Genomic DNA, 12,704 nt, shown 5'->3' with positions numbered 1-12,704 from the left:
CAGAATGAGCGATAGCGGAGCGCCGCTCTCCTAGCTATGGGCCAGCGCGCGCTCCAACTCGATATTGAAATGCCGCCGGTTGGCGACACCGGTCAGAGGATCTTGCTTGGCGAGCTGATCAAGTTTGCGCAGCAGCGTCAGATTTTCATGCTCTCGCATGATCGCAAGCTCAAACCAGCGGTGCAGCATGCGGCGGCCAACCTCCAGCGCAATCACGCCAAACAACACGCCAAGCAGGTAGATCTGGGGAAAATCGACGCGTAAAAAGAGCTCCAACCCCACACCCACCGTCATCGGGCCCAAGAGATAGCCATAAAAAACCTTGCGATCGGGATAAAACGCAATGAGCGCAGCCAGCAGGTTGAGCCGCATGATCCCGTTGGCATAGCTGACCCCTCCCCGCAGCTCCACCTGACCAATCGTATAGATATGCAGCGTCCAGAGTCCGCCCCATAGCACAGTCACCAGTGCAGCCATCCGTAACCAGAGGCGATCCTGCAGATGGTCACAAAACAGGCTGACAACGGGTAGCAGCAATAGCACCACCATGACCAGCGCCAGCTCACTCTGAAAGCGCCAGGGCAAGCTGTCATCACTGGCGAGCCCGACCTGGCTGTAAACCTCATAGCGTATCGAAAGAAACAACACCACCAGCCAGTTCAACAACCAGAACCACACCATGCCTCGGGCAATCGCCTCTCGACGTGCGCTGTCCAGATGCTCAGTCAGGGTTAACGGCGCGCTGCGCTGCGCTTCAGACAACATCTCTCAGACTCCGGTGAAAAGGTAAAAAGTGATTGCATTCGCGGGATTCAACACAACAATAGCCTGACGATCACCTCTTTTGCTGTGAGACCTTTAAATGATCATTCCCTGGCAAGAACTGGACGGCGACACCCTGACCAACCTGATCGAACACTTTGTGTTGCAGGAGGGAACAGAATATGGAGAACAGGATGTACCGCTTGGCGTCAAAGTCGATGCAGTGAGAGAACAATTACAGCAAGGCAAAGCTGTCATCGTCTATAGCGAGCTGCACGAATCGGTGAATATCGTAATGAAAGACCGCTTCATCGAGCAGTCTTGACCCAACCGCAATCCGGACCTTATAACGGAATTCCCAAGGAAGAGAGAATCCCATGTCGGCCAAGCACCCCATTATTGCCGTTACCGGTTCTTCCGGAGCCGGCACCTCCACCTCCACCAACGCCTTTCGCTCCATGTTCCATCAACTGGGATATACCGCGGCTGTGGTGGAAGGTGACAGTTTTCACCGCTACACCCGACCGGAAATGGATGTAGCGATCCGCAAGGCGCGCGAACAGGGGCGTCATATCAGCTATTTTGGCCCTGAGGCCAATGACTTCGGGCTGCTGGAGGGCTTTTTCCAGGGCTATGGGCAGGATGGCAATGGCCAGTATCGCCGCTACCTGCACAGCTTTGACGAGGCGGTGCCCTTCAACCAGATGCCCGGCACCTTCACCCCCTGGCAGCATCTGCCCAGCAATACCGATCTGCTGTTTTATGAAGGGCTGCACGGCGGTGTGGTCACCGAGGATCACAATGTAGCGCGCCACGTGGATTTTCTGATAGGCGTAGTGCCCATCGTCAACCTGGAGTGGATCCAGAAGCTGATCCGCGATACCTCGGAGCGAGGGCATTCCCGCGAGGCGGTGACCGACTCCATCGTTCGCTCCATGGATGACTACATCAACTTCATCACCCCGCAGTTCTCGCGCACCCATATCAACTTCCAGCGAGTACCGACGGTGGATACCTCCAACCCCTTCAGCGCCAAGGTGATCCCGAGTCTGGACGAGAGTATGCTGGTGATCCGGTTTCGCGGTATCAAGCAGGTGGATTTCCCCTACCTGCTGTCGATGATCGATGGCTCATTCATGTCGCGGATGAACACCATAGTGGTGCCGGGTGGCAAGATGGGCTTTGCGATGGAGCTGATCCTGCGCCCGCTTATCCAGCAATTGATCGAAACCGGCAAAATAACCTGATTCAAAGGAGTTCACGATGCGGCTTGCTTATCTCTCTGTGGCACTGCTCGCCCTGCTTGGCGGTTGCAGCAGCGGGCCGGCGGCCCCCACGCTGGAGTCCGGTACCATGCTGGTTCGCCCGATGGGCAACTGGACCTATGGTGCAACCCCGCGCTACGCCCTGGCCGAGCAGTATCAATTTGCCGGTGAGTTGGCGGAAGGGTGGCTGGAGCCAATGCAGCAGGCGGTAAGCCGGGAGCTCAATGGCAAGGGGTGGCAGAGTGCACCGCTTGACGAGGCGGATCTGTGGGTCGCCATCGGCGTCGCGGGCGGCAAGGATATGAGTGACGGCGAGATTTTCGCCCGTCTTGGCATGACGCCCGGGGTATATGCCTCGGCCAACCAGCGCAAAGGGTCGCTGGCCATCGTGCTGCTCGATCGCAAAACCCAGAAAGCGGTCTGGAGCAGCATCATCCAGCTGACCAGCGATGTAAGCATTGCAGACAGCCAGCGTCAGGCGCTTAGCCAGCAGCTCGCGGCCGAGCTGCTCAATCGCGTCCCCACCAACTAACGCTTGTTTAGTGATAATGGATGGATAGAAAAACGGCTTGCCTCCCGGCAAGCCGTTTTTTGTGGTCTCAACCTCTTGACCCAATCCGGCCTTGGCCAGACCCGGACATAAAGCTGCACACCTTCAGATATCTGTGGTCACTTATTTAAGCGTACAGGTCAACAGTGTGACCCCTTTCTGGGTGAGGAGAGCTTGTTTCTCCTGATTCCAGAAGGTGGTGACGCTGTCGGAATATTTGGCGCCAGATTCAGACTCAACACGCGCCAGCTTGTGATAAACCCCGGCATAGGGGAACTGCACCATGTCAGCCTGGGCATCATAGGTAACGGCCAGCATCTCTTCGCCACACTGGTATTGGCTGTATTGATACTGGGTAGGTTGCGGGCTGCTGCACGCCGCCAGGCCCAAAAGGGGAAGCAGAGCGATCAATTTTTTCATTGCACTTTCCTTATGTAATGGCTTTATGTCATGGCCTTGTGCAGTGGCCTTACGTAACGGCCTTATGCCAGGGTACCAACGAAACTATCGTTATCAAGCTTCAACAATTTGATAACTATGGGTAATTTGTACCGCTTTTTCTAACATCAGGGAAACAGAACAGTATTTTTCCATCGACAGATCGACCGCTCTGGCCACCTGTTTCTCTGCCAATCCCTTGCCCGTCACCACGAAGTGCAGATTAATCTTCTCGAAAACCCGGGGCACGCTATCGACCCGTTCGCCACTGACATCGACATGGCATGCGGTCACCGACTGGCGCGCTTTTTCGAGGATGGAGACCACATCAATGGAGCTGCAGCCACCGACCGCCAGCAGGATCATCTCCATCGGGCTTGCCCCTTCACCAGGGGTGGCACCATCCAGCACCACCTTGTGGCCGGACTCGCTCTCCCCTGTAAATTTCATGCCCTCTACCCAGCTGACCTTGGCTTTCATCTCACGCATCCTCATATTGTCATTATGCTCATGATGTCCATAGCATACCCCACTCCCCCTCCGTTCGGCACCCTTGTGCCCATACCGACGCCGTAACGGATGAGTTGGAATGGAAATAGATCAAAATCAACATATCCCCCGCTCATCTTCCCTAGAATGACGCGAACGGCGCAGCAGGCATGACTCCAAGGGATCCTCAAAAGCCCGCAAAGCCTTGTCAGCACAGACAAAGGCTCTTATCCTACTGCGACCACTACAAGGAATGGCAAGGTTGGCAGCTTGCCCGGACGCACAAGTCCATAAAAAGACACTACAGAGGAATTCTCATGGTTATTGGCAAACCGCAAAGCGATCCCACCCTGGAATGGTTCTTGTCGCACTGCCACATTCATAAGTATCCCGCCAAGAGCACCCTGATCCACGCAGGTGAAAAAGCGGAAACCCTCTACTACATCGTCAAGGGCACTGTGGCCGTCTTGATCAAGGACGATGAGGGCAAAGAGATGATCCTCTCCTACCTGAACCAGGGCGACTTCCTGGGCGAGATGGGGATGTTCGAGGAAAACGAGAATCCTGAGCGTTCCGCCTGGGTTCGTGCCAAGGGCTCCTGCGAAGTCGCAGAGATCTCCTACAAGAAGTTCCGCCAGCTGATCCAGGTCAACCCGGATATCCTGATGCGCCTCTCCGGCCAGATGGCCAAGCGTTTGCAACATACCAGCCAGAAAGTCGGCAACCTCGCCTTCCTGGATGTGACCGGCCGGATCGCCCAGACCCTGCTCAACCTGGCCAAACAGCCGGATGCCATGACCCACCCGGATGGCATGCAGATCAAGATCACCCGTCAGGAGATCGGACAGATCGTCGGCTGTTCCCGTGAAACCGTCGGCCGCATCCTCAAGATGCTGGAAGAGCAGGAGCTCATCTCTGCTCACGGCAAGACCATTGTGGTATTTGGCACTCGCTGATAACCCATCCGCAGGCCTGACTGAGGCCTTGGGATAAAAAAGGCTGCTACGGCAGCCTTTTTTGATCCTCTCCCCTATAATCCCGAACGCCCTTCACTGTTCCGGCATTCGCCCAGAGAGTTACTATGCATCTTCAATGTCCCCGCTGCCGCAGTCCGCTCCATCTTCATGAAGCCTCCCAGGGGCGCTATTGCGACAACAAGCATCACTTCGATCCGGCACCGGAAGGTTATCTGGATCTCATCCCCGGCAAGAAAAACCCCAAAGACAGCGACAGCCGCGCCCTGATGCGCGCCAAACACCATTTCCTAGAAGCCGGCCACCAACTGCCGCTGGTTGAGGCCATGGCCGCTCTACTCGCTCCGCTGGCCCCGCAAGAGCTGGTTCATCTGGGATGTGGTGAAGGCTACTACTGCCGCGCGCTGGCAGAGCGCCTGCCCGGCTGGCAGTTTGCTGGGGTTGATATCGCCAAGAACACCATCTTTGCCGCCAAAAAAGCGCAGCCGGACGGCCAGTTTGTCATTGCCGATCCCGCCCGTGCACCGCTGCAACCGGGCTCTGCTCAGGTGCTGCTGGTCAACGATCTCAAGGTCAAGACCGAGCAGCTGGTCAGCTGGCTGGCCCCCGGTGGCTATCTGCTCTATCTGCAGCCGGGCCCCCGTCATCAGTGGCAACTGCGGGTCAGCCTCAATCCGGTGAGTATGGAACACCCTTTAAGCTGGCCCTCGCTTGCCGGTCTCCGACTGGTAAGCCAGGAGCGCTGCCAGTTCCCTATCTCTATGGATCAGACCATGCGCGCCTTTATTCTGGAGACAAGCCGTCTCGGCTGGCGCGCCAACGGCGAACAGCGCCATGCCTTTATCCAGCAAGGTCCGGCACAGCTGGAACAGGATTTGCTGATGACACTGTGGCAAAAAGCAAGCTGACCGCCTGACAGGAGCACGGCAAGTGCTCCTGTCCCATTTTCCTCCCGCCACTCTTCTCCCCCTTCGTGATTCGCCTCACAACTTGAGTCATCGACCTTATTGGTCAGGCCAGCTTTAATGTCAAAACAGCCAATAGAGAATAATTCATTGAATTTAATCTCTTTTTAACCTGTCAAAAAACGTCATATCCAGTATCAACAGCGCCCTTCAGCACCAAATTAAACGACGACAGATTCAGGCCCAGTCAAGGTTCAAGCGCCTACCGTGTGGCTATCGGACCCTTTCCGATTTCCATAGAACCGACCACAGGTTCGGAAGTGTTTACATCAGAGGAAATAAGGATATGAAAAAGTCTGCACTGACTATGGCCATCTCCAGCTTGCTGCTGGCCAGTGGCGCCCACGCTGCTACCGTTTACAACCAGAACGACACCAAGCTGGATATCGGTGGCCGTGCCCAGGGTGCCTACTACGGCACTGACAACAACAGCGCCGAAGGAGATCAGAGCTACTTCCGTCTGCACGTTGCTGGCGAGACCAAGATCGCTCCCGAGATGAAGGCATTCGGCTTTGCCGAATACAACCTGCCGACCTCCGGTTCTGACAACGATGAACTGCGTTACGCCTATGCCGGCATCCAGCACGATCGCTTCGGTGCCTTCAGTTATGGCCGTCAGGATGGTCTGTTCACCAAGGCCGTAAACAACTATACCGACGTACTGCCCGAATGGGGTGGTGATGGCCTGGGCAAAGATACCGAAGTATTCGGTACCGGCCGTACCAACGGTCTGGCTCAGTACATCTTCAACTACGAAGGTCTGACTCTGGGTGCCCAGTTCACTGGTAACAATACCCCGCAAAATGCTGGCCGCAGCGCCATTGCCGAGTCCTTCAACGGTAACCTCTACAACGGTGAGAGCTGGAACAGCACTGGTTCCAAAGAGGGCTTTGCCTTCTCTGCCAACTATGACTTCGATATGGGTCTGAGCCTGGGCGCTGCATACAACCAGGCTGGCAAAACTGCCGAACAGGCCCGCTACGCGGCCTTTGGCGGCGAGAAAGATGCCAAGCTGATGGGCTTCGGTGCCAAATATGCTGCAGGCGACCTCTATCTGGCGGCAACCTATTCCCACGGTGAGAACCACCTGTTCGTCAACAACGGCTACGCCGAGAAGATGGATGGTTACGAAGCCGTTGCCCAGTACACCATCGGCAAGTTCAAGCCTTCTCTGGCTTACCTGCGCACTGACGTCAAAGATACTGCCCACGGCATTGACGACACCTACACCGAGTACGTATCCATCGGTGCCTGGTACAACTTTACCGAGAACTTCAACGCCTACGTTGACTACAAGCTGAACCTGCTTGACTCTGTTGATGGCAAGTCCACCAACTCTCTGGGCAAGAACACCGACGACGTTGTTGCTGTCGCCCTGCAGTACAACTTCTAAAAGGTTGACTGTCGGTTATACCCTGTGAAACCAATGTCTACTGTTTGAATTTCTTCCGGCCGCTCTGCGGCCGGTTTTTTATTGCGCGTTTTCAGCACCTTGCATATAACTATCGAGCGGATAGCTGTAATTTCAGCCCGTTGGACAAGCAAGGATGCGCAAAGAGGGGAGCAGGGATGACAGAGTTACTCGGAAAACGGTGGGGGCCACTGTGGCCAGTGTTACTGTTGCTGGTGAGCATCGGCTGGAGCGGGAATAGCGCCGCCAGTAGTGAGCGCAACCTCTATCAGCAGCTTGGGCTGGCCGGCAAACTCGACAGACAAACCTTTCAAAAAGCCCTTGTCAGCTATCAAAGCGTACGCAGCAAGCAAAAATCCATCCTGACCATCATTGATTACAGCAAGCCTTCGACTCAGCGCAGGCTGTTCGTCATCGACATGAAACGTCACAAACTGCTTTATCACACCTGGGTAAGCCATGGCCGCAACTCAGGTGAACTAGCCGCAGAGCGCTTTTCCAACCAGCTCAACTCCCGACAAAGCTCCCTCGGCGTCTATCGTACCGCAGAAACCTACTTGGGCAAGCATGGCTACTCCCTGCGGCTGGATGGGCTCAGCCCCGGCAAAAACTGCAATGCCCGCAAACGTGCCATCGTGGTGCATGGCGCCGCCTATGCCAGCCCAAACCATCTGCGCAAATATGACAAACTGGGCCGCAGCTGGGGCTGTCCCGCCCTGCCAAAGGAACAAGCCAGGGCCATCATAGATACCATAAAAGGGGGCAGTGTCATCTACGCCCACGGCTAACGGGCACAACACCATAAAACACAAGGCCAGCAATCGCTGGCCTTGTTTGTCACGCTCTCACACTAAACGGGACGAGTTATTGGCGCACCACCAGGACCGGGCACGGAGCATGACGCACCACGGATTCGGCAACGCTGCCTACCAGCAGATGGCTGATGCCGGAGCGGCCGTGACTCCCCATAACGATCAGTTCAACCTCGTCTTCCTTGGCCTGGATAATGATTTCATCCGCTGCCCTGCCAAAGCGAATATCAAACGTTGCCGGAATAGGCAGGGTGGCAATCAGCTCTTTGAGTTGGGCTCTGGCCTGACGCTCCATTTCGTGAGTGATCTCAACGGCTGTCATATGAAGAATTTTGTAACTGTCAAAGCCGTGCAGTTGGTCTACGACATGGATCAGCTTGAGCTGGGCCTCATGGCTCTGCGCCATGAATACGGCATAGTCGAGTACCGCCCGGGACATTTGGGAAAAATCGACAGGACAAAGCAGAGTTTTGATCGATGGCATAATGCAGTCTCCTCTACTGATTGGGGTACTATTGAATCTTGAGTTCATCATAACCATCAGATTGAAAATAACTCTCGACCCTGTCGCAAAATGAACATCAGGGATTTTTTCTGTACGCCGTCGCCATCAATGCCATGGTATAAAGTAGGGTATCAGTGTTTTTTCCTCTGCCCCAGCGAGGCCAGCTCTGACCATGCTACGCATCTGTCTGTTGCTCTGTTGTCTGTTCACTGCGGCGAATTGCCGGGCAGAGTCTATTGACGTTTATTGCGATGATTGGCCCGGTTTTTGTCAAAAGGATGGCAAAGGCCTCTATCTAGATCTGGTGCGAGCCATCTACCAGCCTCACGGCTATCAGGTAACCCCCCATATTGTGCCCTATAAGCGCGCTCTCGCTGTCATTGCAAAAAAAGGGGGAGATATCGCCATGGGGGTATATCGCGATGAAGTATCCGGCGTCCAGCAATCTCGCTATCCGGCATCAGCGGATGACCTGACCGTGTTCATGCTCAAGAAATGGCAACCCCAGTGGCAAGGGGAGAAAAGTCTGGAAGGGCAAACCGTGATATGGCGGCGGGGCTGGGCATTCGACAAGTACATTGCGGTCACCATGCAGTGGCATGAAATTGACAGCGATGAGCTGGCCCTGCAACTGCTTGGTAAAGAGCGATATCGCTTTTACCTCACTGCCGGCGTGCTCTATGTGGATGAGGCTATCCCTCCCGAGCTGCATCGCGTCTTCCTGCGCTGGATCCCGACCTATCCCATTTTTGCCGATACCCAGCAAGGCAACCGGATGTTACAGCTCTGGGATAAGGGAATGGTTGAGTTGATCCGCAGCGGGGGTCTGGCAGAGATCTATAAGCACTATCAGCTCTATGACTACTATCAGGGTTTTATCGAAGAACTGGAACAGAAAGTGGCTGCCAGTCCTGCAGACTGAATGATAACGTTGCGCTAATTACTCTCCCCTCATTCCCTTGGCCAAGCGGTCGTAGAGGATCACATTGACCGAGGCCGCCAGATTCATACAGCCACTGGTCGGCACATAAACCACATCTTTCACCGCGCCATAGAGGGCAGGATCGAGCGTACCATCCTCCGGCCCGAAGATATAAAAAGCGCGTTCCGGATGGACATAGTCGGGGAGCGGTGTAGCGCCGTCGATCAGATCGACCACCACGGGCACGCATCCCTGCGGGATAAACGCCATCAGATCATCCACCCCGAGCAGCGGGATCTTCTCCACCATCTGCTTGGTATCAGTGGCAAAGCGGCGCGCCAGCTCGAAGCGGTTGCCGGTGTAGTAGACCTCGTCCACCCCGTAACAACCCGCAGCCCGCATCACGGAACCGACATTTTCCGGGGACTTGGGATTGACCAACCCCACGCAGCAGAATGCACTCTTTTCCATCATCTCTCCTCATCTTGCGACGGCCATTATAAGCCGTTGCAGGGCCACCGACCCGTTAAAAGTCCCCTCCCCAGCTAAACCGCTTGCCAACCCAGCTTTGAATGTCGATTTTTTGTGCGCAAGCCGACAAATTTTGTACAAGCCGATAGCCAGCAAACGTTTCCCAGCAATAATGGACAAACGTCTGTAAATGGATGTTTGTCTATGACTGAGCGTGAACAAGAGATCCTAGCCCTGCTGCGTCAGGATCCCATGATTGCCCAGCAGGATCTGGCCGATCGCCTCGGCATCAGCCGCTCCGCGCTGGCCAGCCACATCTCCAGCCTGATCCGGCAGGGATATGTGCAAGGCAGAGGTTATGTACTGCGAGAAGGCCCCTACGTAGTGGTGATCGGCGGTGCCAATATGGATATTTGTGGCACCAGCCATGACAACCTGCTGCTCGGCGACTCCAACCCGGGCAAGGTGCGCACCTCGGCAGGTGGTGTTGGCCGCAATATCGCCGAGAATCTGGCGCGGCTCGGCAGCGACACCCGGCTGCTTACAGCGGTCGGCAACGACCAGTATGGTCATCATCTGCTGGAGGTAAGCCAGCGGGCCGGCGTCGATGTGCGCCAGACCCTAGTGCTCGATGGCCACACCACCTCCTGTTATCTCAGCCTGCATGATGGCAGCGGCGAAATGAGCTGTGCCATCAATGACATGGCCATTATCGAGCAGCTCACGCCTGCCCGCCTGACACCCCTCGCAGGCTTTCTCGGCGGTGCCCGGCTTTGGGTGCTCGACACCAATCTGGCCATCCATACCCTCGACTGGCTGTTCGAACGGCAGGGGGATCACGCCATCTTTGTCGATACCGTTTCGGTGGCCAAAGTGGAGAAGATCCGCCCCTGGCTCGGCAAAATCCACACCCTCAAACCCAATCGCAGTGAGGCCGAACAGCTGTGCGGCATGACCATCGCCGGGCCCGAAACCTGGCCCATGGTGGCCGCCTGGTTCCACCGCGCCGGGGTCAAGCGACTGTTCCTCAGTCTGGGTGAACAGGGGATCTTCTACAGCGATGGCGAGCAGCAGGGCCACCTGCCGGTGCTGGGCAGTCCGGTACTCAACGTCACCGGCGGCGGGGATGCCTTTATGGCTGGCCTCGCCCACGCCTGGCTGCAAGAGCTCGACATTGCCCAGACCACCCGCTTTGCCCTGGGCTGCGCCGCCCTCACCGTCAATTGTTCCGATACCGTTTTTTCCGGTCTGAGCAAGACCGCCGTTGACCGCATACTGGAGGAGTACTCATGCTGAACGCTTACCTCGATATCCAACCGGAAGTGGCTGCCGCACTGGCCGCTGGCAAACCGGTCGTTGCCCTCGAATCCACCATCATCTCCCACGGCATGCCCTATCCGCAAAACGTGGAGACGGCCCGTCAGGTGGAGCAGGTGGTGCGCGATAACGGCGCCATTCCGGCGACCATCGCCATCCTCGACGGCCGCCTCAAAGTGGGTCTCGATTCGGGGGCGCTGGAAGCGCTGGGCCGGGCTGGCCACGACGTGACCAAGTGCAGCCGCCGCGACATTCCGTTCGTGCTGGCGCGCAAGGGGATGGGGGCCACCACGGTCGCCTCCACCATGATCATCGCCGCCATGGCGGGGATCCGGGTCTTTGCCACCGGCGGTATCGGCGGGGTACATCGCGGTGCGCAAGAGACCTTCGATATCTCGGCCGATCTGCAGGAGCTGGCACAAACGCCAGTGGCCGTAGTCTGCGCCGGAGCCAAGTCGATCCTCGATATCGGGCTGACGCTGGAGTATCTGGAGACCCAGGGCGTGCCGGTGATCGGCTATCAAACCGAAGAGCTGCCCGCCTTCTACACCCGCGAGAGCGGCTTCAAGGTCGATTATCGCCTCGATACCCCGGCAGCCATCGCAGAGGCGCTGCGCCTCAAGTGGGAGCTGGGACTGGCGGGCGGCGCCGTGGTTGCCAACCCCATCCCGAGCGCACACGCCATGCCAAAAGCCGATATCGACGCAGCCATTGCCCAAGCGCTGCGTGAAGCCGATGAGCAGGGGATCAAGGGCAAAGCGTCTACCCCCTTCCTGCTGGCCCGCGTCTGCGAGCTGACTGGCGGCAACTCGCTGGCGGCCAACATCCAGCTGGTACTGAACAACGCGGCCCTCGGTGCCCGGATCGCTGCCAGCCTGTGATCGCACGCCGATACCTCGCCATGTAAAAGAGGGCCTCGCGGCCCTCTTGTTGTTTTTGCTATCTACAGTGCTATTGCAACGCTGCGTTATTGCAGTACCACGCGCCCATTGAGTGGCTGCACCGGCCGGTTGTTGGGGTGGTGCATCACCGCCTTGAAGGCGTCGATCTGGGCCTGACTGACCTCAACCGGCTGCTTCATCACCAGCCAGCGCACTCCTTCCGAGCAGGGAGGCGTAGTAAGGGAACCGCTGAAGCGATAGTAGTCACGATTCTCGGGCAGCAGTTGCTCAGCAGAGAGTGGCGCCTTGAGGGCCTGGATCTCCCCCACTTTGGCCGGTAGTTCACCCCAGGCAGCCGCCAGCGCAGGATTGGCCTTGCCAGCCTCGAACATCACCGCCACCACGGCGATCTCTCCCTTGTCACTGACATGCACCAGATGCCCTTCCAGCGGATAGGATTTGCCCTCAATGAGGTTTTCACTCGGGGCGTGGAAGTGGAACTGCTTGAGCTCAAACCTGGTGCCATCGAGTTGCAAGGTGCTGCCTGGGGCATAACCGACCTGCACGGTATGACCGTTGTTGACCACTGTGTTGCCACCCGCATGATAGTGGAGTACCAGCGGGGCCAGTTTGGCCTCGACCAGCCCGCTCAGATCGACCGGAGACTGATTGCTGCCCGCACACAGACCAAATTCCGGGGTCAGCTTGGCCCAGTGGGCAGGCCCCGCCTCGCCGCTATATTCCCAGTGGGGGGTGGCAGCAAACACGACAGGGCACAGCAACAGGGAGCAGGCCAACAGAGACTTTCTCATCATACATCCTTATCTTGATTGAAAAGCACGACCATCCCCTCCCCCGGATAGCGGGGCATGCAGAGATGGTATATCTGATACGCGGGATACAGAACATCAGAGCGACTTTCTAATGGTAACGAGCACGGGT

The 12,704-nt window shown here is 56.8% G+C and carries 16 protein-coding genes; 10 read left to right on the top strand and 6 right to left on the bottom strand.

The window, feature by feature from the left end:
* Nucleotides 1–30 precede the first annotated feature (30 nt).
* Nucleotides 31–765, bottom strand: coding sequence for a membrane-associated sensor domain-containing protein (locus tag OKC31_RS04435; protein WP_270656353.1), 735 nt, complete (start codon nt 763–765; stop codon nt 31–33).
* Between the two features lie 97 nt (nt 766–862).
* Here OKC31_RS04435 and OKC31_RS04430 point away from each other — a divergent pair, with 97 nt between their 5' ends.
* The 3 genes from OKC31_RS04430 to OKC31_RS04420 are packed head-to-tail and all read left to right on the top strand — an operon-like array spanning nt 863 to nt 2,559.
* Nucleotides 863–1,087 (top strand): YheU family protein, encoded by a 225-nt coding sequence (locus OKC31_RS04430; protein ID WP_005335298.1) that lies wholly within the window; start codon nt 863–865, stop codon nt 1,085–1,087.
* Between the two features lie 52 nt (nt 1,088–1,139).
* Nucleotides 1,140–2,009, top strand: a complete 870-nt coding sequence (locus tag OKC31_RS04425) for a phosphoribulokinase (RefSeq protein ID WP_247823345.1) — start codon at nt 1,140–1,142, stop codon at nt 2,007–2,009.
* Nucleotides 2,010–2,025: 16 nt separating this feature from the next.
* Nucleotides 2,026–2,559, top strand: coding sequence for a DUF4136 domain-containing protein (locus OKC31_RS04420; protein WP_005335300.1), 534 nt, complete (start codon nt 2,026–2,028; stop codon nt 2,557–2,559).
* Between the two features lie 141 nt (nt 2,560–2,700).
* Here the strand turns inward: OKC31_RS04420 and OKC31_RS04415 are convergent, their stop codons facing one another.
* Nucleotides 2,701–2,997, bottom strand: a complete 297-nt coding sequence (locus OKC31_RS04415) for an MliC family protein (protein WP_043820839.1) — start codon at nt 2,995–2,997, stop codon at nt 2,701–2,703.
* Between the two features lie 93 nt (nt 2,998–3,090).
* Nucleotides 3,091–3,495: an OsmC family protein gene (locus tag OKC31_RS04410; RefSeq protein ID WP_270656351.1), complete on the bottom strand. Its 405-nt coding sequence runs from the start codon at nt 3,493–3,495 to the stop codon at nt 3,091–3,093.
* 326 nt (nt 3,496–3,821) lie between these two features.
* Between OKC31_RS04410 and crp the strand changes: the two genes are divergently transcribed.
* The 4 genes from crp (at nt 3,822) to OKC31_RS04390 (ending at nt 7,642) form a co-directional block, all read left to right on the top strand.
* The gene (crp, locus tag OKC31_RS04405) at nt 3,822–4,460 is read left to right on the top strand and encodes a cAMP-activated global transcriptional regulator CRP (protein ID WP_005335304.1); all 639 of its coding nucleotides are present in this window, start codon (nt 3,822–3,824) and stop codon (nt 4,458–4,460) included.
* Nucleotides 4,461–4,585: 125 nt separating this feature from the next.
* On the top strand, nt 4,586–5,386 hold the full coding sequence (locus tag OKC31_RS04400) for a putative RNA methyltransferase (protein WP_247823346.1): 801 nt from the start codon (nt 4,586–4,588) through the stop codon (nt 5,384–5,386).
* A 343-nt stretch (nt 5,387–5,729) separates the two neighbouring features.
* A complete protein-coding gene (locus OKC31_RS04395; RefSeq protein ID WP_227342031.1) occupies nt 5,730–6,836 on the top strand; it encodes a porin in 1,107 nt (368 codons plus the stop codon).
* A 176-nt stretch (nt 6,837–7,012) separates the two neighbouring features.
* Nucleotides 7,013–7,642, top strand: a complete 630-nt coding sequence (locus OKC31_RS04390; protein WP_216952974.1) for a murein L,D-transpeptidase catalytic domain family protein — start codon at nt 7,013–7,015, stop codon at nt 7,640–7,642.
* 76 nt (nt 7,643–7,718) lie between these two features.
* On the opposite strand, the gene OKC31_RS04385 is transcribed toward OKC31_RS04390, so the two are convergent.
* Nucleotides 7,719–8,150, bottom strand: coding sequence for a universal stress protein (locus OKC31_RS04385; RefSeq protein WP_216952973.1), 432 nt, complete (start codon nt 8,148–8,150; stop codon nt 7,719–7,721).
* A 193-nt stretch (nt 8,151–8,343) separates the two neighbouring features.
* Between OKC31_RS04385 and OKC31_RS04380 the strand changes: the two genes are divergently transcribed.
* Nucleotides 8,344–9,093: a substrate-binding periplasmic protein gene (locus OKC31_RS04380; protein WP_216961110.1), complete on the top strand. Its 750-nt coding sequence runs from the start codon at nt 8,344–8,346 to the stop codon at nt 9,091–9,093.
* An 18-nt stretch (nt 9,094–9,111) separates the two neighbouring features.
* Here OKC31_RS04380 and OKC31_RS04375 read toward each other — a convergent pair whose 3' ends face one another.
* Nucleotides 9,112–9,564: an RNA methyltransferase gene (locus OKC31_RS04375; protein ID WP_216954310.1), complete on the bottom strand. Its 453-nt coding sequence runs from the start codon at nt 9,562–9,564 to the stop codon at nt 9,112–9,114.
* A gap of 204 nt (nt 9,565–9,768) precedes the next feature.
* On the opposite strand from OKC31_RS04375, the gene OKC31_RS04370 reads away from it, so the two are divergent.
* Both OKC31_RS04370 and OKC31_RS04365 read left to right on the top strand, forming a co-directional pair.
* The gene (locus OKC31_RS04370) at nt 9,769–10,860 is read left to right on the top strand and encodes a PfkB family carbohydrate kinase (RefSeq protein WP_247823347.1); all 1,092 of its coding nucleotides are present in this window, start codon (nt 9,769–9,771) and stop codon (nt 10,858–10,860) included.
* The gene (locus OKC31_RS04365) at nt 10,854–11,762 is read left to right on the top strand and encodes a pseudouridine-5'-phosphate glycosidase (RefSeq protein ID WP_247823348.1); all 909 of its coding nucleotides are present in this window, start codon (nt 10,854–10,856) and stop codon (nt 11,760–11,762) included. The genes OKC31_RS04370 and OKC31_RS04365 overlap by 7 nt, the downstream gene beginning before the upstream one ends.
* Before the next feature lie 86 nt (nt 11,763–11,848).
* Here OKC31_RS04365 and OKC31_RS04360 read toward each other — a convergent pair whose 3' ends face one another.
* Entirely contained in the window at nt 11,849–12,574 is a 726-nt protein-coding gene (locus OKC31_RS04360) for a carbonic anhydrase (protein ID WP_201989967.1), read from the bottom strand.
* Nucleotides 12,575–12,704 lie beyond the last annotated feature (130 nt).

The organism is Aeromonas sp. Y293-4, assembly GCF_027705905.1.
Lineage (GTDB): Bacteria > Pseudomonadota > Gammaproteobacteria > Enterobacterales > Aeromonadaceae > Aeromonas > Aeromonas veronii.
This window is presented reverse-complemented; position numbering and strand designations above follow the sequence as displayed.

Coding starts and splice junctions, on each gene's coding strand:
- OKC31_RS04435 (WP_270656353.1), bottom strand. CDS start 765: ATGTTGTCTGAAGCGCAGCGCAGCGCGCCGTTAACCCTGACTGAGCAT.
- OKC31_RS04430 (WP_005335298.1), top strand. CDS start 863: ATGATCATTCCCTGGCAAGAACTGGACGGCGACACCCTGACCAACCTG.
- OKC31_RS04425 (WP_247823345.1), top strand. CDS start 1,140: ATGTCGGCCAAGCACCCCATTATTGCCGTTACCGGTTCTTCCGGAGCC.
- OKC31_RS04420 (WP_005335300.1), top strand. CDS start 2,026: ATGCGGCTTGCTTATCTCTCTGTGGCACTGCTCGCCCTGCTTGGCGGT.
- OKC31_RS04415 (WP_043820839.1), bottom strand. CDS start 2,997: ATGAAAAAATTGATCGCTCTGCTTCCCCTTTTGGGCCTGGCGGCGTGC.
- OKC31_RS04410 (WP_270656351.1), bottom strand. CDS start 3,495: ATGAAAGCCAAGGTCAGCTGGGTAGAGGGCATGAAATTTACAGGGGAG.
- crp (WP_005335304.1), top strand. CDS start 3,822: ATGGTTATTGGCAAACCGCAAAGCGATCCCACCCTGGAATGGTTCTTG.
- OKC31_RS04400 (WP_247823346.1), top strand. CDS start 4,586: ATGCATCTTCAATGTCCCCGCTGCCGCAGTCCGCTCCATCTTCATGAA.
- OKC31_RS04395 (WP_227342031.1), top strand. CDS start 5,730: ATGAAAAAGTCTGCACTGACTATGGCCATCTCCAGCTTGCTGCTGGCC.
- OKC31_RS04390 (WP_216952974.1), top strand. CDS start 7,013: ATGACAGAGTTACTCGGAAAACGGTGGGGGCCACTGTGGCCAGTGTTA.
- OKC31_RS04385 (WP_216952973.1), bottom strand. CDS start 8,150: ATGCCATCGATCAAAACTCTGCTTTGTCCTGTCGATTTTTCCCAAATG.
- OKC31_RS04380 (WP_216961110.1), top strand. CDS start 8,344: ATGCTACGCATCTGTCTGTTGCTCTGTTGTCTGTTCACTGCGGCGAAT.
- OKC31_RS04375 (WP_216954310.1), bottom strand. CDS start 9,564: ATGGAAAAGAGTGCATTCTGCTGCGTGGGGTTGGTCAATCCCAAGTCC.
- OKC31_RS04370 (WP_247823347.1), top strand. CDS start 9,769: ATGACTGAGCGTGAACAAGAGATCCTAGCCCTGCTGCGTCAGGATCCC.
- OKC31_RS04365 (WP_247823348.1), top strand. CDS start 10,854: ATGCTGAACGCTTACCTCGATATCCAACCGGAAGTGGCTGCCGCACTG.
- OKC31_RS04360 (WP_201989967.1), bottom strand. CDS start 12,574: ATGAGAAAGTCTCTGTTGGCCTGCTCCCTGTTGCTGTGCCCTGTCGTG.